This is a genomic window from uncultured Aquimarina sp. (assembly GCF_947496855.1).
Lineage (GTDB): Bacteria > Bacteroidota > Bacteroidia > Flavobacteriales > Flavobacteriaceae > Aquimarina.
In genome coordinates this window covers 172,738-197,966 of sequence record NZ_CANMED010000002.1, presented here as the reverse complement: position 1 = coordinate 197,966, position 25,229 = coordinate 172,738, and the positions used below count along the sequence as shown (strand labels likewise).

The 25,229-nt window shown below is 34.1% G+C and carries 22 protein-coding genes; 11 read left to right on the top strand and 11 right to left on the bottom strand.

Going from position 1 to position 25,229, the window contains the following annotated elements:
• Position 1 precedes the first annotated feature (1 nt).
• Complete coding sequence (locus Q0921_RS06855) at positions 2–1,498, top strand: TrkH family potassium uptake protein (protein ID WP_299255291.1); 1,497 nt, start codon at positions 2–4, stop codon at positions 1,496–1,498.
• A 184-nt stretch (positions 1,499–1,682) separates the two neighbouring features.
• On the opposite strand, the gene Q0921_RS06850 is transcribed toward Q0921_RS06855, so the two are convergent.
• The 3 genes from Q0921_RS06850 to Q0921_RS06840 form a co-directional block, all read right to left on the bottom strand.
• Entirely contained in the window at positions 1,683–1,961 is a 279-nt protein-coding gene (locus Q0921_RS06850; RefSeq protein WP_299255289.1) for a hypothetical protein, read from the bottom strand.
• A 200-nt stretch (positions 1,962–2,161) separates the two neighbouring features.
• Positions 2,162–3,349 carry a pyridoxal phosphate-dependent aminotransferase gene (locus Q0921_RS06845; RefSeq protein ID WP_299256123.1) on the bottom strand — a complete coding sequence of 396 codons (1,188 nt, stop codon included), beginning with the start codon at positions 3,347–3,349 and terminating at the stop codon, positions 2,162–2,164.
• Positions 3,350–3,392: 43 nt separating this feature from the next.
• Positions 3,393–4,493 carry an acyl-CoA desaturase gene (locus tag Q0921_RS06840; RefSeq protein WP_299255286.1) on the bottom strand — a complete coding sequence of 367 codons (1,101 nt, stop codon included), beginning with the start codon at positions 4,491–4,493 and terminating at the stop codon, positions 3,393–3,395.
• A 137-nt stretch (positions 4,494–4,630) separates the two neighbouring features.
• Between Q0921_RS06840 and rsmG the strand changes: the two genes are divergently transcribed.
• Positions 4,631–5,260 (top strand): 16S rRNA (guanine(527)-N(7))-methyltransferase RsmG, encoded by a 630-nt coding sequence (gene rsmG, locus Q0921_RS06835; RefSeq protein WP_299255284.1) that lies wholly within the window; start codon positions 4,631–4,633, stop codon positions 5,258–5,260.
• Between the two features lie 191 nt (positions 5,261–5,451).
• Here the strand turns inward: rsmG and Q0921_RS06830 are convergent, their stop codons facing one another.
• The 5 genes from Q0921_RS06830 to pruA form a co-directional block, all read right to left on the bottom strand.
• The gene (locus Q0921_RS06830; RefSeq protein ID WP_299255280.1) at positions 5,452–6,156 is read right to left on the bottom strand and encodes a hypothetical protein; all 705 of its coding nucleotides are present in this window, start codon (positions 6,154–6,156) and stop codon (positions 5,452–5,454) included.
• Positions 6,157–6,363: 207 nt separating this feature from the next.
• On the bottom strand, positions 6,364–7,623 hold the full coding sequence (locus Q0921_RS06825; RefSeq protein ID WP_299255277.1) for a nitrate/nitrite transporter: 1,260 nt from the start codon (positions 7,621–7,623) through the stop codon (positions 6,364–6,366).
• A gap of 172 nt (positions 7,624–7,795) precedes the next feature.
• On the bottom strand, positions 7,796–8,263 hold the full coding sequence (locus Q0921_RS06820; RefSeq protein ID WP_299255274.1) for a GNAT family N-acetyltransferase: 468 nt from the start codon (positions 8,261–8,263) through the stop codon (positions 7,796–7,798).
• A gap of 4 nt (positions 8,264–8,267) precedes the next feature.
• The gene (locus Q0921_RS06815; RefSeq protein ID WP_299255271.1) at positions 8,268–8,648 is read right to left on the bottom strand and encodes a hypothetical protein; all 381 of its coding nucleotides are present in this window, start codon (positions 8,646–8,648) and stop codon (positions 8,268–8,270) included.
• A gap of 48 nt (positions 8,649–8,696) precedes the next feature.
• A complete protein-coding gene (gene pruA, locus Q0921_RS06810; RefSeq protein WP_299255268.1) occupies positions 8,697–10,325 on the bottom strand; it encodes an L-glutamate gamma-semialdehyde dehydrogenase in 1,629 nt (542 codons plus the stop codon).
• Positions 10,326–10,485: 160 nt separating this feature from the next.
• On the opposite strand from pruA, the gene Q0921_RS06805 reads away from it, so the two are divergent.
• On the top strand, positions 10,486–11,202 hold the full coding sequence (locus Q0921_RS06805) for an NRDE family protein (RefSeq protein WP_299255265.1): 717 nt from the start codon (positions 10,486–10,488) through the stop codon (positions 11,200–11,202).
• Between the two features lie 59 nt (positions 11,203–11,261).
• Positions 11,262–12,272, top strand: a complete 1,011-nt coding sequence (locus tag Q0921_RS06800; RefSeq protein WP_299256121.1) for a DUF6695 family protein — start codon at positions 11,262–11,264, stop codon at positions 12,270–12,272.
• On the opposite strand, the gene apaG is transcribed toward Q0921_RS06800, so the two are convergent.
• Both apaG and Q0921_RS06790 read right to left on the bottom strand, forming a co-directional pair.
• Positions 12,247–12,633: a Co2+/Mg2+ efflux protein ApaG gene (gene apaG / locus Q0921_RS06795; protein ID WP_299255262.1), complete on the bottom strand. Its 387-nt coding sequence runs from the start codon at positions 12,631–12,633 to the stop codon at positions 12,247–12,249. The two genes, Q0921_RS06800 and apaG, sit on opposite strands and share 26 nt — an antisense overlap.
• Before the next feature lies 1 nt (position 12,634).
• Complete coding sequence (locus Q0921_RS06790; protein ID WP_299255259.1) at positions 12,635–13,687, bottom strand: DUF3667 domain-containing protein; 1,053 nt, start codon at positions 13,685–13,687, stop codon at positions 12,635–12,637.
• A 381-nt stretch (positions 13,688–14,068) separates the two neighbouring features.
• Between Q0921_RS06790 and Q0921_RS06785 the strand changes: the two genes are divergently transcribed.
• Complete coding sequence (locus Q0921_RS06785) at positions 14,069–17,575, top strand: starch-binding protein (RefSeq protein WP_299255257.1); 3,507 nt, start codon at positions 14,069–14,071, stop codon at positions 17,573–17,575.
• 48 nt (positions 17,576–17,623) lie between these two features.
• On the opposite strand, the gene Q0921_RS06780 is transcribed toward Q0921_RS06785, so the two are convergent.
• A complete protein-coding gene (locus Q0921_RS06780) occupies positions 17,624–18,892 on the bottom strand; it encodes a DUF5103 domain-containing protein (RefSeq protein WP_299255254.1) in 1,269 nt (422 codons plus the stop codon).
• A 190-nt stretch (positions 18,893–19,082) separates the two neighbouring features.
• Here Q0921_RS06780 and Q0921_RS06775 point away from each other — a divergent pair, with 190 nt between their 5' ends.
• From Q0921_RS06775 to nqrF, 6 genes are read left to right on the top strand one after another with little or no spacing between them, the layout of a single operon-like run.
• A complete protein-coding gene (locus Q0921_RS06775; protein WP_299255251.1) occupies positions 19,083–20,435 on the top strand; it encodes a Na(+)-translocating NADH-quinone reductase subunit A in 1,353 nt (450 codons plus the stop codon).
• 4 nt (positions 20,436–20,439) lie between these two features.
• A complete protein-coding gene (locus Q0921_RS06770; RefSeq protein ID WP_299255248.1) occupies positions 20,440–21,684 on the top strand; it encodes an NADH:ubiquinone reductase (Na(+)-transporting) subunit B in 1,245 nt (414 codons plus the stop codon).
• A gap of 2 nt (positions 21,685–21,686) precedes the next feature.
• The gene (locus Q0921_RS06765) at positions 21,687–22,442 is read left to right on the top strand and encodes a Na(+)-translocating NADH-quinone reductase subunit C (RefSeq protein ID WP_299255245.1); all 756 of its coding nucleotides are present in this window, start codon (positions 21,687–21,689) and stop codon (positions 22,440–22,442) included.
• 3 nt (positions 22,443–22,445) lie between these two features.
• Complete coding sequence (locus Q0921_RS06760; RefSeq protein ID WP_299255242.1) at positions 22,446–23,138, top strand: NADH:ubiquinone reductase (Na(+)-transporting) subunit D; 693 nt, start codon at positions 22,446–22,448, stop codon at positions 23,136–23,138.
• A gap of 11 nt (positions 23,139–23,149) precedes the next feature.
• Positions 23,150–23,863, top strand: a complete 714-nt coding sequence (gene nqrE / locus Q0921_RS06755; protein ID WP_299255239.1) for an NADH:ubiquinone reductase (Na(+)-transporting) subunit E — start codon at positions 23,150–23,152, stop codon at positions 23,861–23,863.
• A gap of 1 nt (position 23,864) precedes the next feature.
• A complete protein-coding gene (nqrF, locus tag Q0921_RS06750) occupies positions 23,865–25,172 on the top strand; it encodes an NADH:ubiquinone reductase (Na(+)-transporting) subunit F (RefSeq protein ID WP_299255236.1) in 1,308 nt (435 codons plus the stop codon).
• The last annotated feature ends 57 nt before the right edge of the window (positions 25,173–25,229 follow it).

Here is a 25,229-nt window from a genome sequence, read left to right as displayed (position 1 = left end):
GATGTCTAAACTAAACTTTAAAATTATTACTCACATTATGGGGCTTTTATTGCTCTGTAACGGGGGGTTTATGCTCATAGCAACCATTGTAAGTTTTATATACAAAGATGGTGTTACCATGCAAATCATGTTAGCTGCATTATCTACAATGTTTTTGGGTATAATTTTAATGTTTCTTACCAAGGAGCATCAAAAATCTATAAATAAAAGAGAAGGGTATATTGTAGTTACGTTTGGTTGGATATTTATGTCCTTAAGTGGAACTTTGCCTTATATTTTTTCTGAAGCAATTCCGTCGTTTACAAATGCTTTTTTCGAGACCATGTCTGGATATACTACAACAGGAGCTTCTATTCTTAATGAAATAGAAATTGTTCCGAAGGGAATTTTGTTTTGGCGTAGTCTTACTCACTGGATTGGTGGAATGGGAATTATCGTACTGGCAGTAGCTATCTTGCCATTACTAGGAATAGGAGGGATGCAGTTGTTTGCAGCAGAAGCTCCTGGTCCCAGTGCTGATAAATTACATCCTAGAATTACAGATACTGCAAAAAGATTATGGCTGATCTATTTCGGATATACCGCTGCTGAAACTATCTTACTGAAACTTGCAGGAATGGATTTCTTTGATGCGATTAATCATGCATTGAGTACACTGTCTACAGGAGGGTTCTCTACAAAAAATGCTAGTGTTGCGTATTGGAATGACCAGCCGCTTATTCAATATATTATTATGCTATTTATGTTTCTGGCTGGTATGAATTTTATATTGAGTTATTTTGGTTTTAAAGGAAGGTTTGGGAAGTTTCTAAAGGATGAAGAATTTAAATGGTACATGATTTTTTTAGTGGTTTTTACTGCAGTATCTGCTTTAATTATTTATTTAAAAGCGGATCCGGCAAACTCTGTAATAGATCATCCTATGGTTTATGGTGAGGCAGAGAGCGCTTTTAGACATGCACTATTTCAGGTGTTAGCGGTAATAACTACTACCGGATTTGTTTCTGCAGATTTTACAGTGTGGACTCCTTTTTTAAAGATCATCTTCTTTGGATTATTCTTTTTAGGAGGCTCTGCAGGGTCGACAGCTGGAGGAATGAAGATCGTAAGACATCTTATTACCATAAAAAACGGTATTCTGGAGTTTAAAAGAACCCTACATCCTCGAGCTATCGTACCAGTGAGGTATAATACAAGAGCCGTTTCTAAAGAAATTGTATTTAATATATTAGCCTTTTTTATATTGTATATGCTATCCTTTATTATAGGATCTTTAGTGTTAGGAATGTTAGGGTTAGATTTTGAAACCGCCATTGGTGGAGCAGCATCATCTCTTGGAAACGTTGGTCCCGCATTAGGAAAATTAAGCCCTGTAAATAATTTTGATGTATTACCGGCATTTGGTAAATGGTGGTGTTCTTTCTTAATGCTTATCGGAAGACTAGAATTGTTTACAGTACTTATTCTATTCACTCCTTTCTTTTGGAGAAATAGGTAATGGATATATTGTGTATTTGTTGCGACTAAAATTGTTAGTGTGTTACACTGAAAATATACTATTTCCCTTTCAAAGTAGAGGAACTCTAAAAGCAGAAGTTTAAGGAGGTGTTTTATACTTAATAAGTGTTGTTCTTGTTATTTTGTTTATGTCAAGTTTATATTAATGTAATTTACATTAATAATCAAAAAGACTCTTCCCAAGGCCCAAAAGCGTATGGGTTTATATGCCACAGTTCTGCGACTTTTTTAATAGTATCTTTTACGCAGCCTTTTACGCTTTGCAAGTATTCCTGTTCGATAAAAAAGATATCGAGAATAGATTCGTAATAAGGTACAGTGTTTTCTACATCAGAAGGTGTATAGTTTAAGATTTCATCTTCTAAGTAAGGGCTTTTAAAATTTTCTTTAAAAATTTCAAGCACATTTTTTTGAACGATACGTTCTTTTTCAAGAGTGTCCATAAATACAAAAAGTAGGTTTTAAGAATATTATTTATGCTCAAACCACAACTTGTCTCTTTCTTATAAGTGTTTTCCCCAAAACATTTAAAAGTGTAAAGATGATAACTCCAAAAACAATATTTTATTTTTATGAAAATAAAAAACCGATAATTTTTATGGAATCATCGGTTTTTTAATATAAGTTATATGATTTTGTTAAATTATAGTAGTGCTTTTTTGATTCTGTTTACAGCTTCTTTGATTTGTGCGGTGCTGGCTGCATAAGAAATTCTAATACAATTTCCATTTCCAAAAGCATCACCAGTAACGGTTGCTACATTTGCGTGCTCTAATAAAAACATAGATAAGTCGGAGGCATTTCCTATAGTGTTTCCATTAATCGTTTTTCCGAAGTAATAAGAAACATCTGGGAAAACGTAGAAAGCACCCTCAGGTTCGTTACATTCGAATCCAGGGATATCAGCCAGAAGACCTAAAATAAGTTTTCTACGATTTTTAAATTCATCTACCATGTATTGGATATTGCTCACCGGTGCTTCCAATGCAGTAATTACTGCTCTCTGGGCGATACAATTAGCTCCACTGGTTACTTGACCTTGCATTTTGTTACAAGCTCTGGCAATAGCTTTTGGCGCCCCGATATAACCGATTCTCCATCCTGTCATAGCAAAAGCTTTTGCTACTCCATTAACGGTAACCGTTCTATTATACATATCATTAAATTGTGCCATAGAAGCGTGGTCACCAACATAATTAATATGCTCATAGATCTCATCGCTTACTACAATAATATCAGGATATTTTTGTAACACATCTGCCAGTGCTCTTAGTTCTTTCTTGCTATAAATAGAGCCACTTGGGTTACAAGGAGAACTATACCAAATCATTTTGGTTTTTGGAGTTATCGCTTTTTCTAACTGTTCAGCAGTCATTTTAAAATCGGTTTCAATAGAAGTTTTTACTTCTACAGGAACTCCTTCAGCTAATTTTATGATATCACTGTAACTAACCCAGTATGGACAAGGAAGAATGACTTCGTCCCCTGGATTAAGATACACTTGTGCTACATTGTATAATGACTGTTTTGCACCTGTTGAAACAACAATCTGAGAGCGGTCATAAGTAAGATTATTATCTCTTTTAAATTTAGTGATAATCGCATCTTTTAATTCTATATATCCATCAACAGGAGTGTAAGAATTGTAATTGTCATTAACCGCCTTAATGGCTGCATCTTTAATGAAATCCGGTGTGTTAAAATCCGGTTCTCCTAAGCTTAGTCCAATGATGTCTTTTCCTTCTGCTCTTAGTTCTCTCGCTTTTGCCGCCATCGCTAATGTTGCAGAAGCTTTAAGCTTGTTAATTTTGTCTGATAATTGAATGCTCATTTCCGATACTTGTGTACTCATTTTGGTAATTGGTAAATAAAAGTTATGGTTGCATTGCGGGTTCGATCCCCATTTCTTTCAGATGTCTGAAATGGGCAATAATCGCTTTGCGGGTGGTTTTATATTCGTTATATGGTAGATTAAATTCCTGAGCAGTCTGCTTCACTATTTTAGAAATTTTAGTATAATGAACATGACTGATATTTGGGAAAATGTGGTGCTCTACCTGATGATTTAGCCCTCCAGTAAACCAGTTGACTAATCTATTTTTAGTTGAGAAATTTACAGTAGTAAATAACTGATGAATTGCCCAAGTATTTTTCATAGTACCTGTTGTATCAGGCAATGGCATCTGGGCTTCTTCTACCATATGTGCCAATTGAAATACAATACTTAAAATAAGACCTGCTACATAGTGCATCACGAAAAACCCTATTAAAATTTTCCACCAGGCTATAGACATAATCAGCATAGGAATTACAATCCAGATCATCACATAAATAATCTTAGTAACTACAATTGTACTCCATTGTTTTAAGTGACTTGGTAATTTTCCATAAGAAAGCTTACGCTTTAAATAATTTCTGGTTTGCTTAAAATCAGTGGTTATTGCCCAGTTAAAAGTCAACAAACCATATAGGAATACAGAATAATAATGTTGGAATTTATGAAATCTTTTCCACTCTGCGTGTTTAGTAAAACGAATAATTCTTCCAGCATCCATATCCTCATCGTGGCCGTGAATATTGGTGTAGGTGTGGTGTAAAACATTATGTTGTACCTGCCAATTGTACACATTACCAGCTAAAATATAGAGGCTACTACCCATTAAATTATTGATCCATTTTTTAGAAGAATAAGAACCATGATTTCCATCATGCATCACGTTCATTCCTACACCAGCCATACCTACTCCCATGATGATGGTTAATAATAACATCCACCATTGAGAAATGTCTAGGGTAAGAATTAAAAAATAAGGTGTTAGGAAAAGAGAAAACATTACAATCGTTTTCAGGTGTAATTTCCAGTTACCCGTGCGTTTGATATTATTTTCTTTGAAATAATCATTTACACGTTTATTCAGTGTTCTGAAAAATTTTGCGGAATCCGCTCTGCTAAATCTTACATTAGGTGTAGTCATGGGTTTTTGGGTTTATAACTAAACGTTATTAGTCATAAATTATTCGGTAAAGTTAGGTATTTATATTTTTCTAAGTTCTTAAAAAGTAGTAAAATATATGAAGTTTACATGTATTTTTGCGCTTTAAAAAATACGCAATGGATATTCTACTTAAATATTTCCCTGAATTAACAGAAGACCAAATACATAAGTTCGGTCAACTGGGTGATTTGTATAAAGATTGGAACGCTAAAATCAATGTAATCTCTAGAAAAGATATTGATCTGTTGTATGAGAGACATGTATTGCATTCATTGGGAATAGCTAAGGTTCAGGAGTTTAAAGAGGGGGGTTCTGTGCTAGACGTTGGTACAGGTGGTGGATTCCCCGGAATTCCATTAGCTATTATGTTTCCTGAAACTAAATTTTATTTGGTGGATGTAATAGCAAAAAAAATACGTGTTGTTAATGAGGTTGCAAGTGTATTAGAACTAACAAATGTTAAGGCAGAACAAAAACGGGCAGGAACATTTGATAATCGTTTTGATTTTGTGGTCAGTAGAGCGGTAACTAATATGCCCGATTTTGTGAAATGGGTGCGTAAAAATATAACCAAAAAGTCAATTCATACATTATCTAATGGCATTTTGTATCTAAAAGGAGGCGATTTAACAGAGGAACTGGCTTTGTTTCCAAAAGCTACTCAATACAACTTACCGGATTATTTTGAAGAAGATTTTTTTGAGACCAAAAAAGTGGTACACTTACCGATAAAGTATAAGTTGTAAATTAGTTGTAGTATGGGGTATTTGGTGTTTAAATTCGATCATTATCTTCTATCTATAGTGAAGATTAACCTGTTTTTAACCTAATGAGAAACTTATTTAATTTCTTTCAAAACACTTATGCGATTATTAGTACTTATATGTTTTGAATACCATCAATTATTTAGCTTCGATTTCCCTTTTTGAAAATGCTTTTAATTGCTAATTACTTCTGATGGCTTGCGTATCATAAATATTCCAATCCATAGGAACCAAATTATTTGACTAATTCCAAAAATTTCCGTGAAAATTTCTAATGGATAAATGGTTAAAATTCCTACAATTCCAACTAAAATACCAAGAAAAATTAGTGACTTTGAGAATAATTGTTCTTTAAAGGCTATAATGCTAAGTAGTAACAACCATATCCCTCCGACGATTTCGTTTCCGCCGCCAAGCCCTTCGGAAATAATACTAATACTAGACCATAGTAACATTGCATTTTCTGGCTCTTTAATTCCAATTCCAATTACAGAATTTAGTCCTATGTTTGCTATCATTCCACTTGCGATAACGAGTCCGACCCAAATTATTCCGAAAGTAGAAGCTAATTTAGAAAAGATTGCTGAGTAGGTTTTTAATCGTTGATGAATTGCTAGAACTAATACTGCTAATAGAATTCCAAATAGTACATAGCTTACAAGATTCAATATTGACAAAATGAGATGATTATCAGATAAGAAATTTAATTCTTCTACGATGCTTGCATTTGTATTTGGATAAACTAATATACCACCATAGATGATAAAAGCTAAGATGTAAATTAGAGCTTCAAGAATTGCGCATACTCCACCTATTTTCTGTAATTTTTTTAATTCCATAATTATACACCTTTTTATTGAAGACGATTCAAAGTTCATTTCGTAACAAAGTTGATGAGTGAGTGTTTTCTAACCTAAGAATATACGTTCCTTTTTTTTGGTCTTTCGTTATAAAGAACTATGAAGGTATTGAGTTATTTGATAGGCATCAATGGTAAACCACATTTAAATAAATTGAAGTATCTCTGTAATGTAAAGCGCGAAATCAAGAATTTATAATTTTTGATCTAGATGATAAAATTTAAGTTACTTTTTTTCCCTGTATAGTTTATGGTAATACCAGGCAGCAATACCACCAATACAAGAAAACAAGGCCAGCATCCAGAATACATGTTGGTGTCCTTGTATTCCAGGTGATTTGTCTAAAAGATATCCCATGGCAGGACCAGCAAAGATATCTGGCGTATATCCAATTAAAGAAATAAGACCAACAGCTGTTCCTGTTAGTACCAGCGGGATTTGACCACGTTGCATCACTGCAAAGTAAAGAGAGCGTGCAGCGTAGACTCCTGTTGCTACTACTAATATGGATATAAAGAACAAAGTGGTTGCCGATGCTGTAATCATACCCAACGCAAACAATATCGCTCCAAAGAAAGATATCATAAAACTGACCATTAACCATAATGTAGTTTGTGTACGATCTGCCAATACCCCGATTAGGACGCCGATTAGAGGGCGTATGAATAGTAGAAAAGTACCGACTTGCGCAGATTTTACTTGATCATATAACATCACATCCTGAGCGTATAATGAAAATACATCGGTGATTTTATACCCTACATATGCACATAGAATTATGATCATTAACAACCATACAGAAGGTAATCGTAAAACTGCTGCAATTTGTGAAATTGTAATTTTTTCCAAGATGATGTCTTGCTCGGTTTTATGATCTAATTTCATAAAGAACCACACGAGAACACCAACCAGACTTACAATACCAGAAGATACAAGTATCACTTGCTTAAAAGCAGTTTTGCTTTCTGAGAGGGTCGCCTCTGCAATTTCGGAAGTAACGAATAATGAAAAAATAAACACACCCATAGCTCCAAATAATGCTCCTACTAATCCGCGTCCGCCGTCAAGAAAACCAAATGCTTTTCCTTGTGATGTAGTTCCACCCCAAACTCGGGTAGCCTTTATCATTGGTGCCCAGAATAAAAAAATAGTTGTAAACCCCCAATATCCATATAGGATTTTTAACGTGGTGTAATCAGGAAATGTAGCATATAGTAGTCCTCCTAGAGCAGTCATCCATAATGCTACGGCTATCAGTTTCCTCGGAGGAAATTTATCCGCTATGGGACCTCCAAAAAGATACGATAGCAAAGCAACGATGCCGTATACAGAAAAGCAAAGACCTAACTGTAAATTATCCAAACCAAATGCTTCGAGAACAGTAGGTCTAAAAACCCGAGCAAGTACAAAAGGAAGGATGAATACGGATTCTCCAGCCAAAATAAGTAGTAAAAGAAAGTACCAAGGAGCTTTTTTTTGATTCATGGAGTTTTATAGAGTTATATTTTAAACATAAGTAAGCAAATGCTTGCCTAAAGATAATATTTGTAATCGTTTTTACTTTAAAACGAGTTTTTACGTGGATACTGAAAATAGATTTCAGTTTTATCCAAGTTCGTAATTATAAGTAATGAAAAAATATAAAGAAAGATGTATCTTAAGATTTCCCCTTTAAATTAATTCGCATACGGATCAGATATTTCTCAAAACCTGCTTTTTCGTAGGCTCTAATGGCTATGGGGTTTTGGTCATAAACATCCAGCTGAACTTCTTCGATATCCTTTGCTGCAAACCAATCTGATAAATACTGAATTATTCCCTGGCTAATTCCTTGTCCTCTAAAGGCTTCCTTTACATACATAAAGCCGATATATCCCAGTTTTTCTTGCTTGAAATATTCTTTTCGATCTCTGATTTGGCCATAGCCACTTCCAACAACCTTTCCGTCAATTTCTGCAACTACAACTTCTGTGTGATCGACTTTTATGTATTCACCAAGATTATAATAACTGATTTTTTCATCGGTTTTTAGTGTTGAATCCATGGGTGTTTCTGCTTCTATGATTTTTTGTTCAAAATCCAATAGCGTCGGAAGGTCTTCAATTTTTGCAGGACGTATGCTCATTTTCCTAATTCTTTTTAAAAATACTATTTACTAAATGTAAGAAAAGTAAAGGTTGTAGAATAAGTATAATTAGAAAAAGTATTAGTTGAGTAATAAATAAGGTTTCTTTGATTTTCCAATCAGATTCAGTATTAAAAAAGATAGGAAGTAAAGTAAAGACAAGAATTCCTCCAAGGGTTCCAATCAGATGGATTTGGGTAAGTAAGGAATTTCTTTTTTTATTCAGTTTGAGAATAGCATAATAAGTCAATCCGATACCGAAAAATATAATGGATAGAAACTGAAATATGTAAAACCAGGGTGTAACATAATACGTATCATGCACATTGATGTCTAGTGTTTCTCCTCCAAAAGAAAAACCGTATATCAATAAGATTGGAATCAAACTCCAAAAAATGATATACGGTCTGTGGGTTATATAGTTTACTCGAGATTATTCTCCTAAGAAAGGATATCTATAATCTGCTGGAGTAACAAAAGTTTCTTTGATCGTACGAGGAGATACCCAACGTAATAGGTTTAGGTATGATCCAGCTTTATCATTAGTTCCTGATGCTCTAGCTCCACCAAATGGTTGTTGTCCTACAACGGCACCTGTTGGCTTATCGTTGATATAAAAATTACCAGCAGCATTTTCTAATTTCTTAGTAGCTTCTGCAGCAGCATATCTGTCTGTAGAGAAAATAGCTCCTGTTAATGCATATTCACTAGTGCTATCAACTAAAGCTAACGTTTCTTCCCATTTGTTATCATCATATACATAGATGGTAATAACGGGGCCGAAAAGCTCTGTGCACATCGTAGTGTATTTAGGATCCTCTGCAAGAATAACTGTTGGTTCGATAAAGTATCCTTTAGATTTATCATAACCACCACCAGCAATTATTGTTGCTCCTTTATCTTCTTTCGCTTGGTCAATATATTTTGCAAGTTTATCAAAAGAACCTTCGTGGATTACAGCAGTAATAAAATTACCCATATCTTCTGGAGATCCCATTTTAAAGGATTTGATATCTGCTTTTAAGAATTTTTCTACATCAGTCCATAAACTCTTAGGAACATATGCCCTTGATGCAGCACTACATTTCTGACCTTGAAATTCGAATGCTCCACGAGAAATCCCTGTAGCTACTTGTTTAGCATCTGCACTAGGATGCGCTACGATAAAATCTTTTCCACCTGTTTCACCTACGATTCTTGGGTAGGTTTTATAGTTGTGGATGTTAGTTCCGATTTTAGCCCAAATATCTTTAAATACGTGGGTGCTTCCTGTAAAGTGAATACCTGCAAAATCAGGGCTTGCTAATACTGTATCGGTAATCATGACAGGATCTCCGTATACTACATTGATAACTCCATCAGGCACACCAGCTTCTTTAAAAATGTCTACAATTACTTTTGCAGAATAGATTTGACTATCACTAGGTTTCCAAATTACAGTGTTTCCCATCAAAGCAGCACTTGCTGGTAAATTTCCAGCAATCGCAGTAAAGTTAAATGGAGTGATTGCGTAAACAAAACCTTCCAAAGGTCTGTATTCTAATCTATTCCAAGCTCCAGAAGTAGAATCTGGCTGGTCTTCATAAATCTGAGTCATAAATTCTACATTAAAACGTAGAAAATCTATAAACTCGCAAGCGGCATCAATTTCTGCTTGATATATGTTTTTGGATTGCGCTAACATTGTAGCAGCATTAATTTTAGCTCTATAAGGCCCAGCAATTAGTTCTGCCGCTTTTAAGAAAATGGCAGCACGTTGTTCCCAAGCTAAATCTGCCCATTTTTTGCGAGCTTCTATAGCTGTGTCTATAGCTGTCTGAATATGTTGTTTTTCTGCTTTGTGATACGTCCCTAATTGATGTTTATGGTCGTGCGGAGGTGACATTGTTCCAGTGTCTCCAGTTCTGATCTCCTCTCCGTTAATATATAAAGGAACATCAACGGATGAATTATACATAGATTTATATGTTGCTAGAACTTCTTCTCTTTCGGGAGTTCCAGGAGCATATGATTTTACAGGCTCATTGATCGCTGTTGGAACTTGAAAAAAACCTTTTCCCATGATCTTGTGTATTTAGTTTGATTTGTAAGATGTGTTAGTATACTCAAAGCGGCAAAGATAGGAAATTATGTAGGGTAATATTGATTTTAACCTTTTATAAACATCTGTGGTATGTATTTTTTTTTGTAAGTTGTGCGAAATTTATCCGACCCAAAAATCTATGTGTACAGTAACTTTGATCCCCACCCAAGAAAACGGTTTTATATTAACCTCTAATCGTGATGAGGCTATAAATCGCAAAACCTTAGTACCTGAATTTTATCAAGTTGATAAAACCAGAATGCTATTTCCAAAAGATGCTGTAGCTGGAGGAACTTGGATAGGACTTAGTGACAAGAACACGATGATTTGCCTTCTTAATGGAGGTTTCGAAATTCATGAAAGATTGGTTTCGTATAGGCAAAGTAGAGGGGTGGTAGTAAAAGATCTTTTAGGATCTGATAATTTACAAGAAGATATTCTAGCATATGATTATAAAGGGATTGAACCTTTTACAATAGTTGCGGTAAATTGGCAATCGGATCTTAAGTTTTTTGAGTTAGTTTGGGATGGAAGACAAAAGCATTTCAGGGTTTTAGAAAAAGAAACTCATATTTGGTCTTCTTCTACTTTATATACTAATGAAATGAAGAAGACAAGAGAAGGTTGGTTTGATGTATTCGAGGAAGAAAATAGATTAAGTCCGGATTCGCTATTGGATTTTCATAAGAATGCCGGAATAGGGGATAAGGATGTAGATCTACAAATTGATAGAGGGTTTTTAAAAACCAGAAGTATTACTCAGATTGTTAAAAATGATGAAGAACTTGCAATGCGCTATGAAGATCTTCAGAACAAAGAAGTAAATGTCGTTACCTTTGAGGCGATAACTGCTTAGTCAAAACTAATACTAAGTTACATTTTGAAAACAAGTAGAATTAAAATTTTATACGTGTGATGAATTACACGGGCAAAATAATATCCCTAGCATTTCCAGATACTTTTGTTCGCTTTTCTGACGAAGAAAAAAAATCTACAGGTTTACTGCAGTTTTTTGGTTTAGGAAAAAACGGAATTATTAAAGCTGGTCACGCTGCTTTTGTTCTTATTGAGAATAAAACGGGTATTGCAGAATATTACGATTTTGGAAGATATATAACTCCTCCCGGTAAAGGAAGAGTTAGAAGTGCGGTAACTGATGTGGAATTAGCAATACCTTTTAAAGCTGCTTTTACAGCTGATAGGAAATTGGCTAATGTTAAAGAATTTCTTTTATGGTTAGAAGCAAATCCAGAGAAGACTCATGGCAGTGGTCGTTTAGTTGCTTCTGTTTGTGATTATATAGATTACGATAAAGCAAAGGAGTATGTTTTGGAGACTCAAAACAAAGGAAGTATTCCATATTCAACTTTTAGAAAAGAAGGGAGTAATTGTTCAAGAATAGTTACGGATACAATTCTATATAGTACAGATAAATCCAGAATAAGAACACCATTATTGCGTAATAAATTGTTTACTCCAAGTCCTTTAGGTAATGTGGAAAAAGGATCCATGGAAAATAAGATATATCAAGTAGAGAATGGGGTTTTGATAGAGTATCCAAACTCTGTTTTTAAAGAAAACCTTACTAACTACTTTGATAAAAAAGTACCAAAGTTAGCACAGGAAAAGAACATTAAGAAGCCAGATTTCTTAAAAGAAGCTCATTTTCTATCAGGAATAGGAAGTGGTGCTTATTTTGTTTTAAAAGAATCTTCGTCAATTTCTTTGTTTGAAATCAGGAGGTATACAGAGTATGGGGATGAGGATTTTAAAGGTCTTTTTGAAACTAAATCAACTTTTGTTTATACTAAAAAATATAGGTTCGTGTATGATTCTCATTGTAAATATTGCCATATAGAACAGGAGGGTGAAATAATACGGTTTGATCTTGTAAAGAAACTTAATTCAGAGCAAAAGGAGCACTAAGTTTAAAACTAGGGATAATTACCTTAAACTTTCGAGTAGATGTGAAGTTGATCATGTTATAATGCCCTTTCATAGCACCAAAGGGAGAGCTTAAAAGACATCCGCTATTATAGGTGTGAGATTCTCCAGGTTTCAATACTGGTTTTTTGCCAATAACACCTTCACCTTCTACAATTTCTGTACTACTTAACGCATCTTTGATTTCCCAAAATCGAGAGGTAAGTTGTACAGAGTCTTTACTTTGGTTTTCAATGGTAATTTGATATCCAAAGGCAAAATGAATCTTATAGTTCTTAAAGAACGTACCTTCAAAGGTGGTATCCACCGAAATTTTTATCCCTCTGGTTACTTGTTCAACCATATTAAAAAATAAACATGGATCCGATAATAGTTACTAAAGATCCTATTCCTGCTAAGATAAAAAATAATACGTTTACTAACAGAAATTTAACAATAGTTTTAAGTCTTCTTTGCTGATAGAACTTACGCATTGCTTTGTATAGGTAAAATAGAAAAACTAACATTGCGATACTTGATGCAGCCTCACTTTTGGTGATTTGATCAATTAAAATTGCGATTCCCATTAAAATGAAAAACATGGTTTGCGTATGGAAAATGAAAACCAAATGTTCCATGTAATTAAAAGACCTTCTTATGTAAATAACCCATATAGTTAACGCAAAAAATGGAAGAAAGAAAAATATAATAAAAGGAAGCTTGTTAAAAACAAACTTTAGAAGCTCCATTGGGTTTTCATTAAGATTTTTTGTTCGGATACTTCTTTTGTATAGATATTTTGTGTACCCATTTTTATTGTGCTGTAAACTGTCTAAAGCAATATTGGCAATTAATTGTCCTGTTTTTTTGTAATGTGATTTATAAGTCTTCCAACGATTTTGGACAGCATTAAAAGTATTCATAGTGTCTAACTGAATCTCACTAAAGTAAACAGGTTCTTCTGTGTCTTCAGATTCGGATATGGAATCATTAGTAATAGCTTTTTCTTCAGGTATTTGATCGGATAGGTTTACTTGTAATATTCCATTATTTTGATCATCCGTTTGAGTGGGTAGACTATCAAAATCAATAAATAAGCCACTAATAATGAAAAATAGTATAGAAACGCTGAGGTAAAACCTAAAAGGGTTCGCGTATTTTATTCTTTTCCCTTCTATATAATCCTTGGAAATCATTCCAGGTCTAAACAGTAGACCAACTATGGTATGTCTTAACCTAGAATCATAAGAGAGAATACTTGCAAAAAATTCATTAAAAAAGTCTTTAAAAGAAAGTTTTTTTGTGGTATTAATCTGACCGCAATTATGGCAATAACGATCAATTACATCAAGAGGAATACCACAATTTAAACATTCATTTCCTCTATACTTTTTAAGAAATCTCCCCTTTTCTTTCATTTTTAGTTAATTGTTTGCGTAATAGGACTAAAGTAAAGGTATTTCGTTACAAAACATAAAATTTTTGTATGTGTTGAGATTATAGTTTGACGCTATATGTAAAGAGGAGGGAGACTCAAACGATAGAAATGTAATGTAGGAAAAAAAATTATAACGTTTTAGGTGATTGTTAGCTGTGTTTTTAGTCAATTTTATTGGTTTTTTATCGAAAAATATAATTTAACCTTTATCGATATAGATGGTTTTAAATATTTGATTTTCAGTTTTTTAAATAGTTTAATTAGTAGTTTAGTTAGTGGTTTTTAGGATATTCAGCATGTATTTTTACGTAGTTGTGTTACGGTATAACAATAGAATTTTTTAATACTTAAAACTGGATAGATGAGAAAAACAATACCCTTCTTAAAAGTAGCTTTTGTGCTTTTATTGATTTTTTTGAATACTACATCTGCGAATTCGCAGTACAATTTGGATGCACCATGGATGTCTGAAATTACGCTAAAAGAAAAATCGAATGATCTTAGTGCCCCTAGATTTTATGAGGTAGTGAATGCATTTAATGATTATTGGAGAGAAAAAGATGATGCTGTTAAGGGAAGTGGGCATAAGCCTTTTATGAGATGGCAAGAGTTTTATAAGAATGCAGTTATGCCTGATGGTACTTTACCCACTCCAGATTTCTATTGGAATATTTGGGAGCAGAAACGATCTAAGAAAAATTTTGGACAAAAAATCGCAAATACTTGGTTGCCAATGGGACCTTTTGATCATGATCCTTCTAATTCTTGGTCACCTGGTCAAGGTAGGGTTAATGTAGTAGTTGTAGACCCGAACCAATCTGACGTGATTTATATTGGTGCGCCTGCCGGGGGAATTTGGAAATCTATTGATAGTGGTGAACATTGGGAGCCTTTATCCGATTATTTGCCTCAGATTGGAGTTTCTGGAATCGCTATTGATCATAACAACTCTAATATTATTTATATTTCTACAGGTGATGATGATTCTAGTGATGCACTTGGTATTGGTGTTTTGAAATCTACTGATGGTGGTTATACTTGGAGTAAAACCGGTCTCGATGCAGGTGATAGATACGAAATCGGAAATGATATTTATATCGATCCTGATGATTCTAAAAAATTATGGGTTGCTACTAGTAGAGGAGTTTATAAGACTGAAGATGCTGGTGTAACTTGGGTAAAAACATTATCTGGTAATATCAAAGATATTAAGATTAAACCTGGTGATACTAATGTTGTATATGCAGTAACTTCAAATACTTTTTATAAATCTACTAATGGAGGTAATAGTTTTTTTGCGGTCCGTAATGGGTTGCCAGTGAGTTCTTCCAGATTGGTTATTGATGTAACTCCTGCAAATCCAGAGTATGTGTATTTGTTAAGTGCAGGTTCAGGTAGCTCTTTTCAAGGGGTGTATAAATCTATGGATAGTGGTGCTAACTTTATTAAAACTCTGGAGACAACTAATATTTTCGAAAGTACTCAAGCCTGGTATGACTTAGCTTTAGCGGTTTCTGATCAAGATCCTAATGTAGTATTTGTTGGATGTTTAAATGTTTGGAAATCGACCAATGGAGGAGATGACTTTATGAGAATTAATAGATGGAGTAGTCCAGCCCAGGTTACTTATACTCATGCGGATATTCATTTTTTGCGCTATTATGATGGGAGATTGTTTTGTGGAAGTGACGGAGGTGTTTATGAATCTCAAAATAATGGTGGATCATTTACTGATTTAACCAAAGGACTTCAGATCGGACAATTTTATAAAATTTCGGTAGCAGAAAACAGCAGTGCCGATTACTTAGTTGGAGGTTTGCAAGACAACGGTGGGTATGCTTTGGATGGTTCGCAATGGAATGTGTATCATGGAGCAGATGGCATGGATTGCGCGGTAAAAGGGAATGATTCGGATACCTATTTTGGTTTTATACAGTATGGGATGAATTTATATACCACAGAGGATAGAGGTAAAACTAGAAGTTTTTTGGCATCAGGTCCAGACCGTGGTAATTGGGTCACTCCATTAGTTTCTGATCGTAATGGTAATTTGTATGCAGGATTTAAAAGTTTCTATAAGCTTGAAAATAATTCTTTTGAAAATCAAACAGAATTTGATTTTGGAGGTAATAATATAGAGCATATTGAGTTAGATCCGTCAGATGTTAATATTATGTATCTTGCTAATGATGTAAGTTTGTACAGAAGTATAGATAGAGGAGTTAATTGGTCTAAAGTCTATTCTTTTCCTACGTCAATTACTTCTATTGAAGTTCATAATGATGATAATCAAATTATTTATGTTTCTACTGCAGGATCTATAAGCGGAAAGGTTTTTCGCTCAAGTGATCAAGGAGGTAATTTTATGGATATCTCTGGTGTTCTTCCTCAAGAGGGTAAATTTGTTATAAGACATCATAAAGGAACCGAATCTATATATTTGGGTACTTATTTAGGGGTGTATTTTAAAAATGGAGATCAGGATTGGCAGGAGTACTCAGTTGATCTTCCTAATGTGGCTGTAAGAGATTTAGAAATTAATTTAAAAGACAATTTTTTAATAGCGGCTACTTATGGTAGAGGCGTGTGGAAAGTACCATTAGAAATTGAATTAACTAATGATGATACGGCACCTTCAGTTCCTGCTAATCTTATAGCTTCGGATATTAGTCAGACTTCTGTGGTTTTAAGCTGGAATCCATCATCAGATAACATAGCTGTAACAAGTTATGATATATATGAAGGCGAAGATTTTGTGAAATCTGTAAGAGATATAAGTGCTATGATTACTGGATTGCATTCTGGTACTAATTATGATTTTAAAGTAGTAGCTAAAGATCGAAAAGGCAATCAATCGATTACTAGCGAAATAGTTTCAATAACTACAGATATGATATCAGAAATTGAAATTAATTTTTATAAACCATCTGGGTGGAGTGATCAAATAGATGTTTATTTTTTTAATGCTGCATCAAACTCAACACTTCTAGGAACAATTGAATGGCCTGGGCAGCAAATGAGTAATTATCCTTCGACAAATTGGTATGCATACACCTTGCAGTTATCTCCGGGTGTTAGTGCTGATGATGTGCGGATAGTTTTCAATACGCAAGGTAATCAGACCGATGACCTTGCAAGAAGTACAACAGGATGGTATTATGACGGAATATGGAGTGATGAGTGTCCTGTGGATTGCGATGGGTTAAACTTAGCCGCAATAGATATTTACTTTAAAACACCTACATATAATTGGAATGGATCTTCTAATATTTATGTGTTTGATCGTAACCGAAATATTAGATTAGAAAATACAGAAGTTTGGCCCGGTCAAACTATGACAACTTTATCAGGATCTCCTTGGGTAAAATGGTCTTTTGTAGTTCCTAATGGAGTCTCTCCAGATGATGTAGGGATTGTCTTTAATGATGGTAATGGAATGCAAACTATAGATTTGGAAAGGAATAGAACGGGTTGGTTTACTACTGGATATATAGATAATGGGAAGTATGTAGGGTTTTGGACGGATTCTTGTCCATCATCTTGTGATAAAATAACGTCTAGTGAAGAGTTGGGAACTATACAACCCACTTTTGAATCTTCGTTTGCTAAAGTCAAAAAGGCATTCATATCTCCTAATCCGATTAGCGGAAGGTCAGTATTAAAGTTTCAGGCAAATAATAATGGGGTGTTAGAAATTACTGCTGTAAATGTTTTAGGTCAGAAAAAAGTAATTCACAATCAAAAAGTTGAATCTGGTCAGCAAACGATAAGGTTGAACGGAAATGATATGGATAGTAAAGGGATTTATTTTTATGTAATTTCTATTAACGGAATAAAACTAGAAACTTTAAAAGTGGTTGTTCAGTAATAATTTAAACTGTTCTTCTAAAAAGGCGGAGTCTTTGACTTCGCCTTTTTAATTGGTTATATTTCTAGAATTTCCAATTCCTTTGCCAATAGCTCTGTCGTATCTAGCACCTGGAGCTCTGTAATAAGGGATTACCATATATTCATTTTCGGTCTCATCAAAGTTACCGCTTATAAAACCTGGATCTATAGTTCCATCTGATTTTACTAAAACATATTTGTAATTATTAAAACCTTGTTTGAATATTTTTTTTGCCGTATAAATTGCATTCTCTTTATCATATGTTAGTCTTGTAGATGCATCTATTACGTAATTGTTGAAGTTTCCATAAATATGAATTTCTCCACCATCCAATGGTTCATAGCACTCCAGTGAAAAGTGTATCCAAGCATAATCAGCCTCTGTGTTACTGTTCTCAGCTCTTAAATTTCTTACCACAAAACTACCATTGATATCTGGGTAATATGTATATATCCTGTTACCTCTAACGATATCGGTGTACAAGTAATTATGATAAATTTCTTGAAGATCAATTCCTCTAATATTTGCTGTTGGTGATCTTATTTCTTTATTGTCAAAGAAAAGATATTCATTACCGCCCCAGAAACTAGATTCTGTGTCATATTTATATACCAAACTATTTGCGATGGTGAATTGTGGTACCAAGTTGGTTATAGCATTTTTTAGATCATTGTTTTGTATTACTAATGTCTTTATAGTGCGTTTTGGGTTTTTCAAAATTTCATTAGGCGAGCTGATTTCGAACTGAACAGTTTGTCTTGTGTCTATATATTTCAGATTTCTGGATCTTTTCGTATATACTTTAACATTGGCTAAACTTTCGTAAACAATAAATTTTCTTGAAAAAACAATTTCATCATCATCATTATAAATTTCAATCATATAATTCCCGCTTACTTTCAGACCTCTGGTATCTTCATTAGGGATTCTTAACATATAATGACTATATAATTGCAGAGTATTAAAAGAATTTTCGTAATTGACAATTCTAATATCATCAAAACCATTTAGGTATTCGTTTTTATATAACGGAGAAGGAGTCCAGTCAAAATTATAATGCGTTATTTTATAATAATAATCTACTTCATCGCCATTTATGTCATCAAATTGAATATTAAGTGGTTCTCCGAGTTTTAGAATAGGTGTTCCAGAAAATTCTTCAGTACCAAATAATTGAATTGTTTTGATATGATCAGGTGGGTTGACTTCATCCCTGCTTTCTTGAGCTGTAATAAATGATTGAAAGCCAATAAATAATCCTAAAATTAATAGGGTTTGTTTAAGTTTTTGTGACATTAATGTAATAGTTATCTGTGTAAAGATAAACAAAATGTATGCCTGATTGGATTGATCTTGTTTTAGAGCTTAAAAATTCATTATTTAGAATTGTTATAAATAAAATCTTATAGCAGATGCAGCTTTCACTTACGTGTTTTAATTAGTAAATTTGCACGATTTTTTTAGTTAATTAACATAGACCACAAATATGTCAAAAGACATTCGTATCAGAAAAGGTTTAGACATTAAACTGGTTGGCGAAGCAGAGAAAATTACTGCTGAAGCTACCAAAAGTAATGTTTACGGAATTAAGCCTGACGATTTTCATGGTATTGTGCCAAAAGTTATTGCCAAACAAGGTACAGAAGTTAAAGCCGGCGAACCATTATTCCATTCTAAGACTAATGAAAAAATGCTTTTTCCTTCCCCAGTGAGTGGTGAGGTTGTGGAAATTATTCGCGGTGCTAAACGAAAAATACTATCATTTAAAATTTTAGCAGATAAGGAACAACAGTTTGCAGACTTTGGAACAAAGGATGTAAAGGCAATGAGTGGAGATGATATTAAGTCTCACTTGTTATCTTCTGGTTGTTGGCCTTTTATCAAGCAACGTCCTTATGATGTTATTGCTAATCCTGATGTTGCTCCAAAAGCAATTTTTGTATCTGCTTATGTGACTGCACCTTTAGCTGCTGATTTAGAATATGTATTGACAGGTAAAGAAAAAGAACTTCAAGCTGCTGTTACTGCATTAAGTAAATTAACAGAAGGAGATGTTCACGTATCTGTAGGTAAAAAAGGAAATTCTCCTTTTTCTGGATTAGATAATATAACATTGCATAGTGTAAGTGGGCCTCATCCTGCAGGAAATGTAGGAGTGCAAATCGCTAAACTAGATCCTATCAATAAAGGAGAAGTAGTCTGGATTGTAAATCCACAAGATCTGGTTATTATAGGAGAGTTATTGTTAACTGGTAAGTTTAATTCTGAACGAATTATAGCTTTGGCTGGATCTTCGGTTAAAAACCCAAAATATTTTAAAACTAGAATAGGTGCTGAGGTTTCTTCGGTCATATATGATTCTGGAGTGAAAGATAATAATATAAGGGTTATAAGCGGAAATGTGCTAACTGGAGATAATGTAAAACCTGATGGTAATTTAGGTTTTTATCACGATATGATAAGCGTCATTCCCGAAGGAGATGATTATGAGTTGTTTGGTTGGAATAAACCAATTTTCGATAAGATCTCCCCATCTAGGGCACTAACTTTTTCTTGGTTATTTCCTAATAAAAAATATGATCTAAATACCAATACAAATGGCGAGCATAGAGCATTTGTGGTTACAGGTAATTATGAAACTGTTTTTCCTTTAGATATTTATCCATTGCAGATCTTAAAAGCTTGTGCGGTTAATGATCTTGATGCTATGGAGCAATTAGGAATGTATGAAGTAGCTCCTGAAGATTTTGCGCTGACAGAGTTTATATGTGTTTCTAAGCAACCACATCAGCAGATCATTAGAGAAGGACTAGATTTAATGTTAAAAGAAATAGGATAAGGTCATGAGTTTGAAAAGTAAATTACATAACTTAAAACTTAAGTATAAAGATAAAAAGATGGCGCCTGCATTTAATGCCCTCCATACTTTTTTATATCTACCAAATGAAATTACGCATTCTGGTTCGCACGTTCGTGCTGCTGATGATTTGAAGCGTACGATGAATACGGTAATAATGGCATTAGTACCGTGTTTAATTTTTGGTATGTTTAATGCTGGATATCAGTATCATGTAGAATTAGGAGAGATAGAAAGAGCAACAAATGGTTTCTTTAGTGCTACATTTTGGTCACTGGATAATCTGATTATAGGATTATGGAATGTTCTACCGTTGGTTGTTGTCTCCTATGGAGTAGGATTGGCCGTAGAATTTTTATTTGCAGTAATTAAAGGACATGAAGTAGAAGAAGGCTATTTAGTTACGGGAATGCTAGTTCCTTTGATTGTCCCTGTAGATACTCCTTTATGGATGTTAGCAGTAGCAGTTATTTTTGGAGTGGTGATTGGTAAAGAAGTATTTGGAGGAACAGGAATGAATATTCTAAATCCTGCACTTACAATCAGAGCTTTTTTATTCTTTGCGTATCCTACATGGATGTCTGGAGATAAAGTATGGGTTCACGGTGCTGTAGAAAGAGCTAATGAGATTGCTGGAGGAGCACAATTAGATGCGATATCTGGAGAAACTGTACTTGGTGGATTAGCACAAGGCAAAAATATATTAGGATCAGGAGATGCTACGTATTCCATTATGGATGCATTTTATGGATTTATACCTGGTTCTGTTGGAGAAACATCAGCTTTATTAATATTGTTAGGTGGAGCTTTTTTGATTTTTACGAAAATTGGAAGCTGGAGAATAATGGTAAGTGCAGTATTAGGGACATTATTAATGGGATTAATATTCAATGGTGTTACCAATGCAGGATGGATTGCAGAATCTAGTAAGTTTTATGCTCTAATGAATTTAGAGTTTTGGAAACATTTAATTGTAGGAGGTATTGCATTTGGTATCGTATTTATGGCAACGGATCCTGTAACAGCATCGCAAACCAATAAAGGAAAATGGATTTATGGATTCTTGATAGGATTTATTTCTATTTTAATTAGAGTATTTAATCCAGCGTATCCTGAAGGTGTATTCTTAGCAATTTTGTTAATGAATGTATTTGCTCCAACGATTGATCATTACGTTGTTCAGGGGAATGTTAAGAAGAGAATGAAACGTCTAAAATTAAAAACAGCTTAGTTATGGCGATTAATACAGATAAAAATTCATATACAATTATTTTTGCGATAGCGATGGTAGTTGTGGTAGGTTCTATGTTAGCAGGTATATCTTCGGTGTTAAAGCCAAACATTACTGCTAATAAAATAACAGAAAAGCAACAGAACATTTTATTCGCAATGGGTATTGCGGATTCAGAAGATCCTAACGAATTTGTGCCGGCGGAAAAAGCACAAGAGTTATTCGAACAGTACGTTGGTGATGATCAGTATATCATTACTGGAAGTTCTGCTAAAAAAACAACGGATGCCTTTAATATAGAAGTTAAGAAGGAAAATGATAAGTTGAAGCAGGATGCTAATTATGAGCGTAAAATGCCATTATTTATTGGTAAGAAAGATGGAGAAGAATTTTATGTAGTGCCAATGAGAGGAAACGGTCTTTGGGATGCAATCTGGGGATATGTTTCCCTAGATAAAGAATTCAAAACAGTGAAAGGTGCATTTTTTGATCATAAAGGAGAAACTCCAGGATTAGGAGCTAATATTAAAGAAGCTTATTTTAGAGATGACTTTATAGGAGAAAGTATTTTAGATGCTGCAGGAAACTATAAGGGTATTACTGTAAAGAAAGGTAATGGAGATCCTAAGAATGCTAGAAAAGATGATAATGCAGTAGATGCTATGGCAGGTGCAACGATCACAGGAGATGGTGTAACTGCAATGGTGAAGAAAGGAATCAGAATTTATCAACCATATTTCGAAACTTTAAAAAAATAACAAATGGCTGAAGTAACAGAAGAAAAAGTTAAAGTTAAAGAGCCTAAAGAGCCTTTGTTTTCGAAGAAAAACAAGAAATTACTTTCAGATCCTCTTACTGATAATAATCCAATTACGATTCAGGTATTAGGTATTTGTTCAGCATTGGCAATTACTGCGCAGCTAAAGCCATCTATTGTAATGGCAATCTCAGTAATTTTTGTTCTAGGTATTGGTAACGTGGTAATCTCATTGATGAGAAATATTATACCATCTAAAATTAGAATTATTGTCCAATTAGTTGTTGTAGCGGCATTGGTAATCGTAGTGGATCAGGTGCTTAAAGCCTTTGCTTATACATTAAGTAAAGAACTTTCGGTATTTATAGGTCTAATTATTACCAATTGTATCATTATGGGACGTTTTGAAGCGTTTGCTTTGGGTAATGGTCCTTGGAAATCTTTCCTAGATGGTATAGGTAATGCTGCCGGATATGGAGTATTGTTAGTGATTGTAGCTTTCTTTAGAGAGTTATTAGGGTCAGGTACATTGTTCGGTGCAAAAGTGTTAGGAGATCCAATAGAGAAAACTGGGTTATATGCTTTTGGATACGAAAATAATGGTTTTATGGTATTGGCGCCAATGGCATTGATTACTGTTGGGATTATTATCTGGATCCAGAGAAGTAAAAATAAAGCATTAATTGAAGATCATTAAAATATAGAAACATGGACTATTTAGAATTATTTTTAAAATCGATCTTTATAGATAATATGGTATTTGCATTCTTTTTAGGAATGTGTTCATACCTTGCGGTTTCTAAAAAAGTATCTACTGCAGTAGGTCTAGGAGCGGCAGTTATATTCGTTTTGGCAATTACAGTACCTTTAAATTTTTTATTGGATAAATATATCCTTAGAGAAGGTGCTTTAGTTTGGTTAGGTCCAGAATATTCGGACTATGATTTAAGTTTCTTAACCTTTATTTTGTTTATTGCTACCATTGCAACAATGGTACAATTAGTAGAAATTATTGTTGAGAAATTCTCGCCATCATTATATAACTCCTTAGGTATTTTCTTACCATTGATAGCAGTAAACTGTGCAATCTTAGGTGGATCATTGTTTATGCAACAAAAGGAATTTGCAACTATTACTCACGCTGGAGTATACGGTATCGGTTCTGGAATCGGATGGTTCTTAGCTATTCTTGCTATTGCGGCAATTAGAGAAAAGATCAGATACTCTAATGTACCTGCTCCATTAAGAGGATTAGGTATAACGTTTATTCTTACCGGACTTATGGCAATTGGCTTTATGAGTTTTGGAGGAATGCTAACCGGAGGAGATGAAGAGGAAGCAAAGAAAGATAAGACTGTTCAGGTAGAAGAAAAAACTACCAAAGAAGTGGCAGAAAACACTAACGTTTCAATACTTAAATAACATGATATTTTTAGCATCGACAATTGGAACAATCGTTATTACCATTATTTCATTTTTGGTCTTAACCTTAGTTTTAGTAGGAATTTTATTATTTGCAAAAGATAAATTATTACCGTCAGGACCTGTTAAGATTACTATTAACGGTGAAAAGGAGATAGAAGTAGCTTCGGGAGGTACACTATTATCTACGCTAGGTAGTGAAAAAATATTTTTACCATCAGCTTGTGGTGGCGGTGGAACCTGTATTCAGTGTGAATGCCACGTATTAGAAGGTGGAGGAGAAGCTTTACCAACAGAAACACCACATTTTTCTCGTAAAGAGTTAAAACATGGTGCACGATTGGCTTGTCAGGTAAAAGTAAAACAAGATATGAATATTGAGATTCCGGAAGAAGTATTCGGAATCAAGAAATGGGAAGCTACCGTTGTTCGTAATTATAATGTAGCATCTTTTATTAAGGAGTTCGTGGTAGAAATTCCAGAAGATATGGGATATAAAGCTGGAGGATATATCCAGATTGAAATTCCGCAATGTGAGATCAAATATTCTGATATGGATATTACAGCCCATCCAGAAGAGCATGAAACACCGGATAAGTTTCAAGCAGAATGGGATAAGTTTGGTTTGTGGCCATTAGTAATGAAAAATAATGAGACTGTGGAACGTGCATATTCTATGGCTTCTTATCCTGCAGAAGGTAGAGAAATCATGCTTAATGTACGTATAGCTACTCCACCTTGGGATAGAAGCAAAAATGGATGGATGGATGTGAACCCTGGTGTTGCTTCTTCTTATATTTTCGCACAGAAACCTGGGGATAAAGTAACTATATCAGGACCTTACGGAGAGTTCTTTATTAATGAATCGGAATCTGAGATGTTATATGTAGGAGGAGGAGCCGGTATGGCACCAATGCGTTCTCATTTATATCACCTATTCAGAACATTACAGACTGGTCGTAAAGTTACGTATTGGTATGGTGGACGTTCTAAAAGAGAATTATTCTACTTAGACCATTTCTATGATTTAGAGAAGAACTTCCCTAATTTTAAATTCTATTTGGCACTTTCTGAGCCTTTAGAAGAAGATAACTGGAAAGTAAAGAGTGATATTGATGCGGCAGGAGATGGATTCGTTGGATTTATTCATAACTGTGTAATTGATAATTATCTGAATCATCATGAATCTCCAGAAGATATAGAATTATATTTCTGTGGACCACCATTAATGAACAAGGCTGTTCAGAAAATGGGAGAAGATTTCGGTATTCCTGATGAGCATATCAGATTTGATGACTTTGGAGGATAAATTCCAAATTATATAATAGATAAAAGCCGATACGTCATATTTTGTATCGGCTTTTTT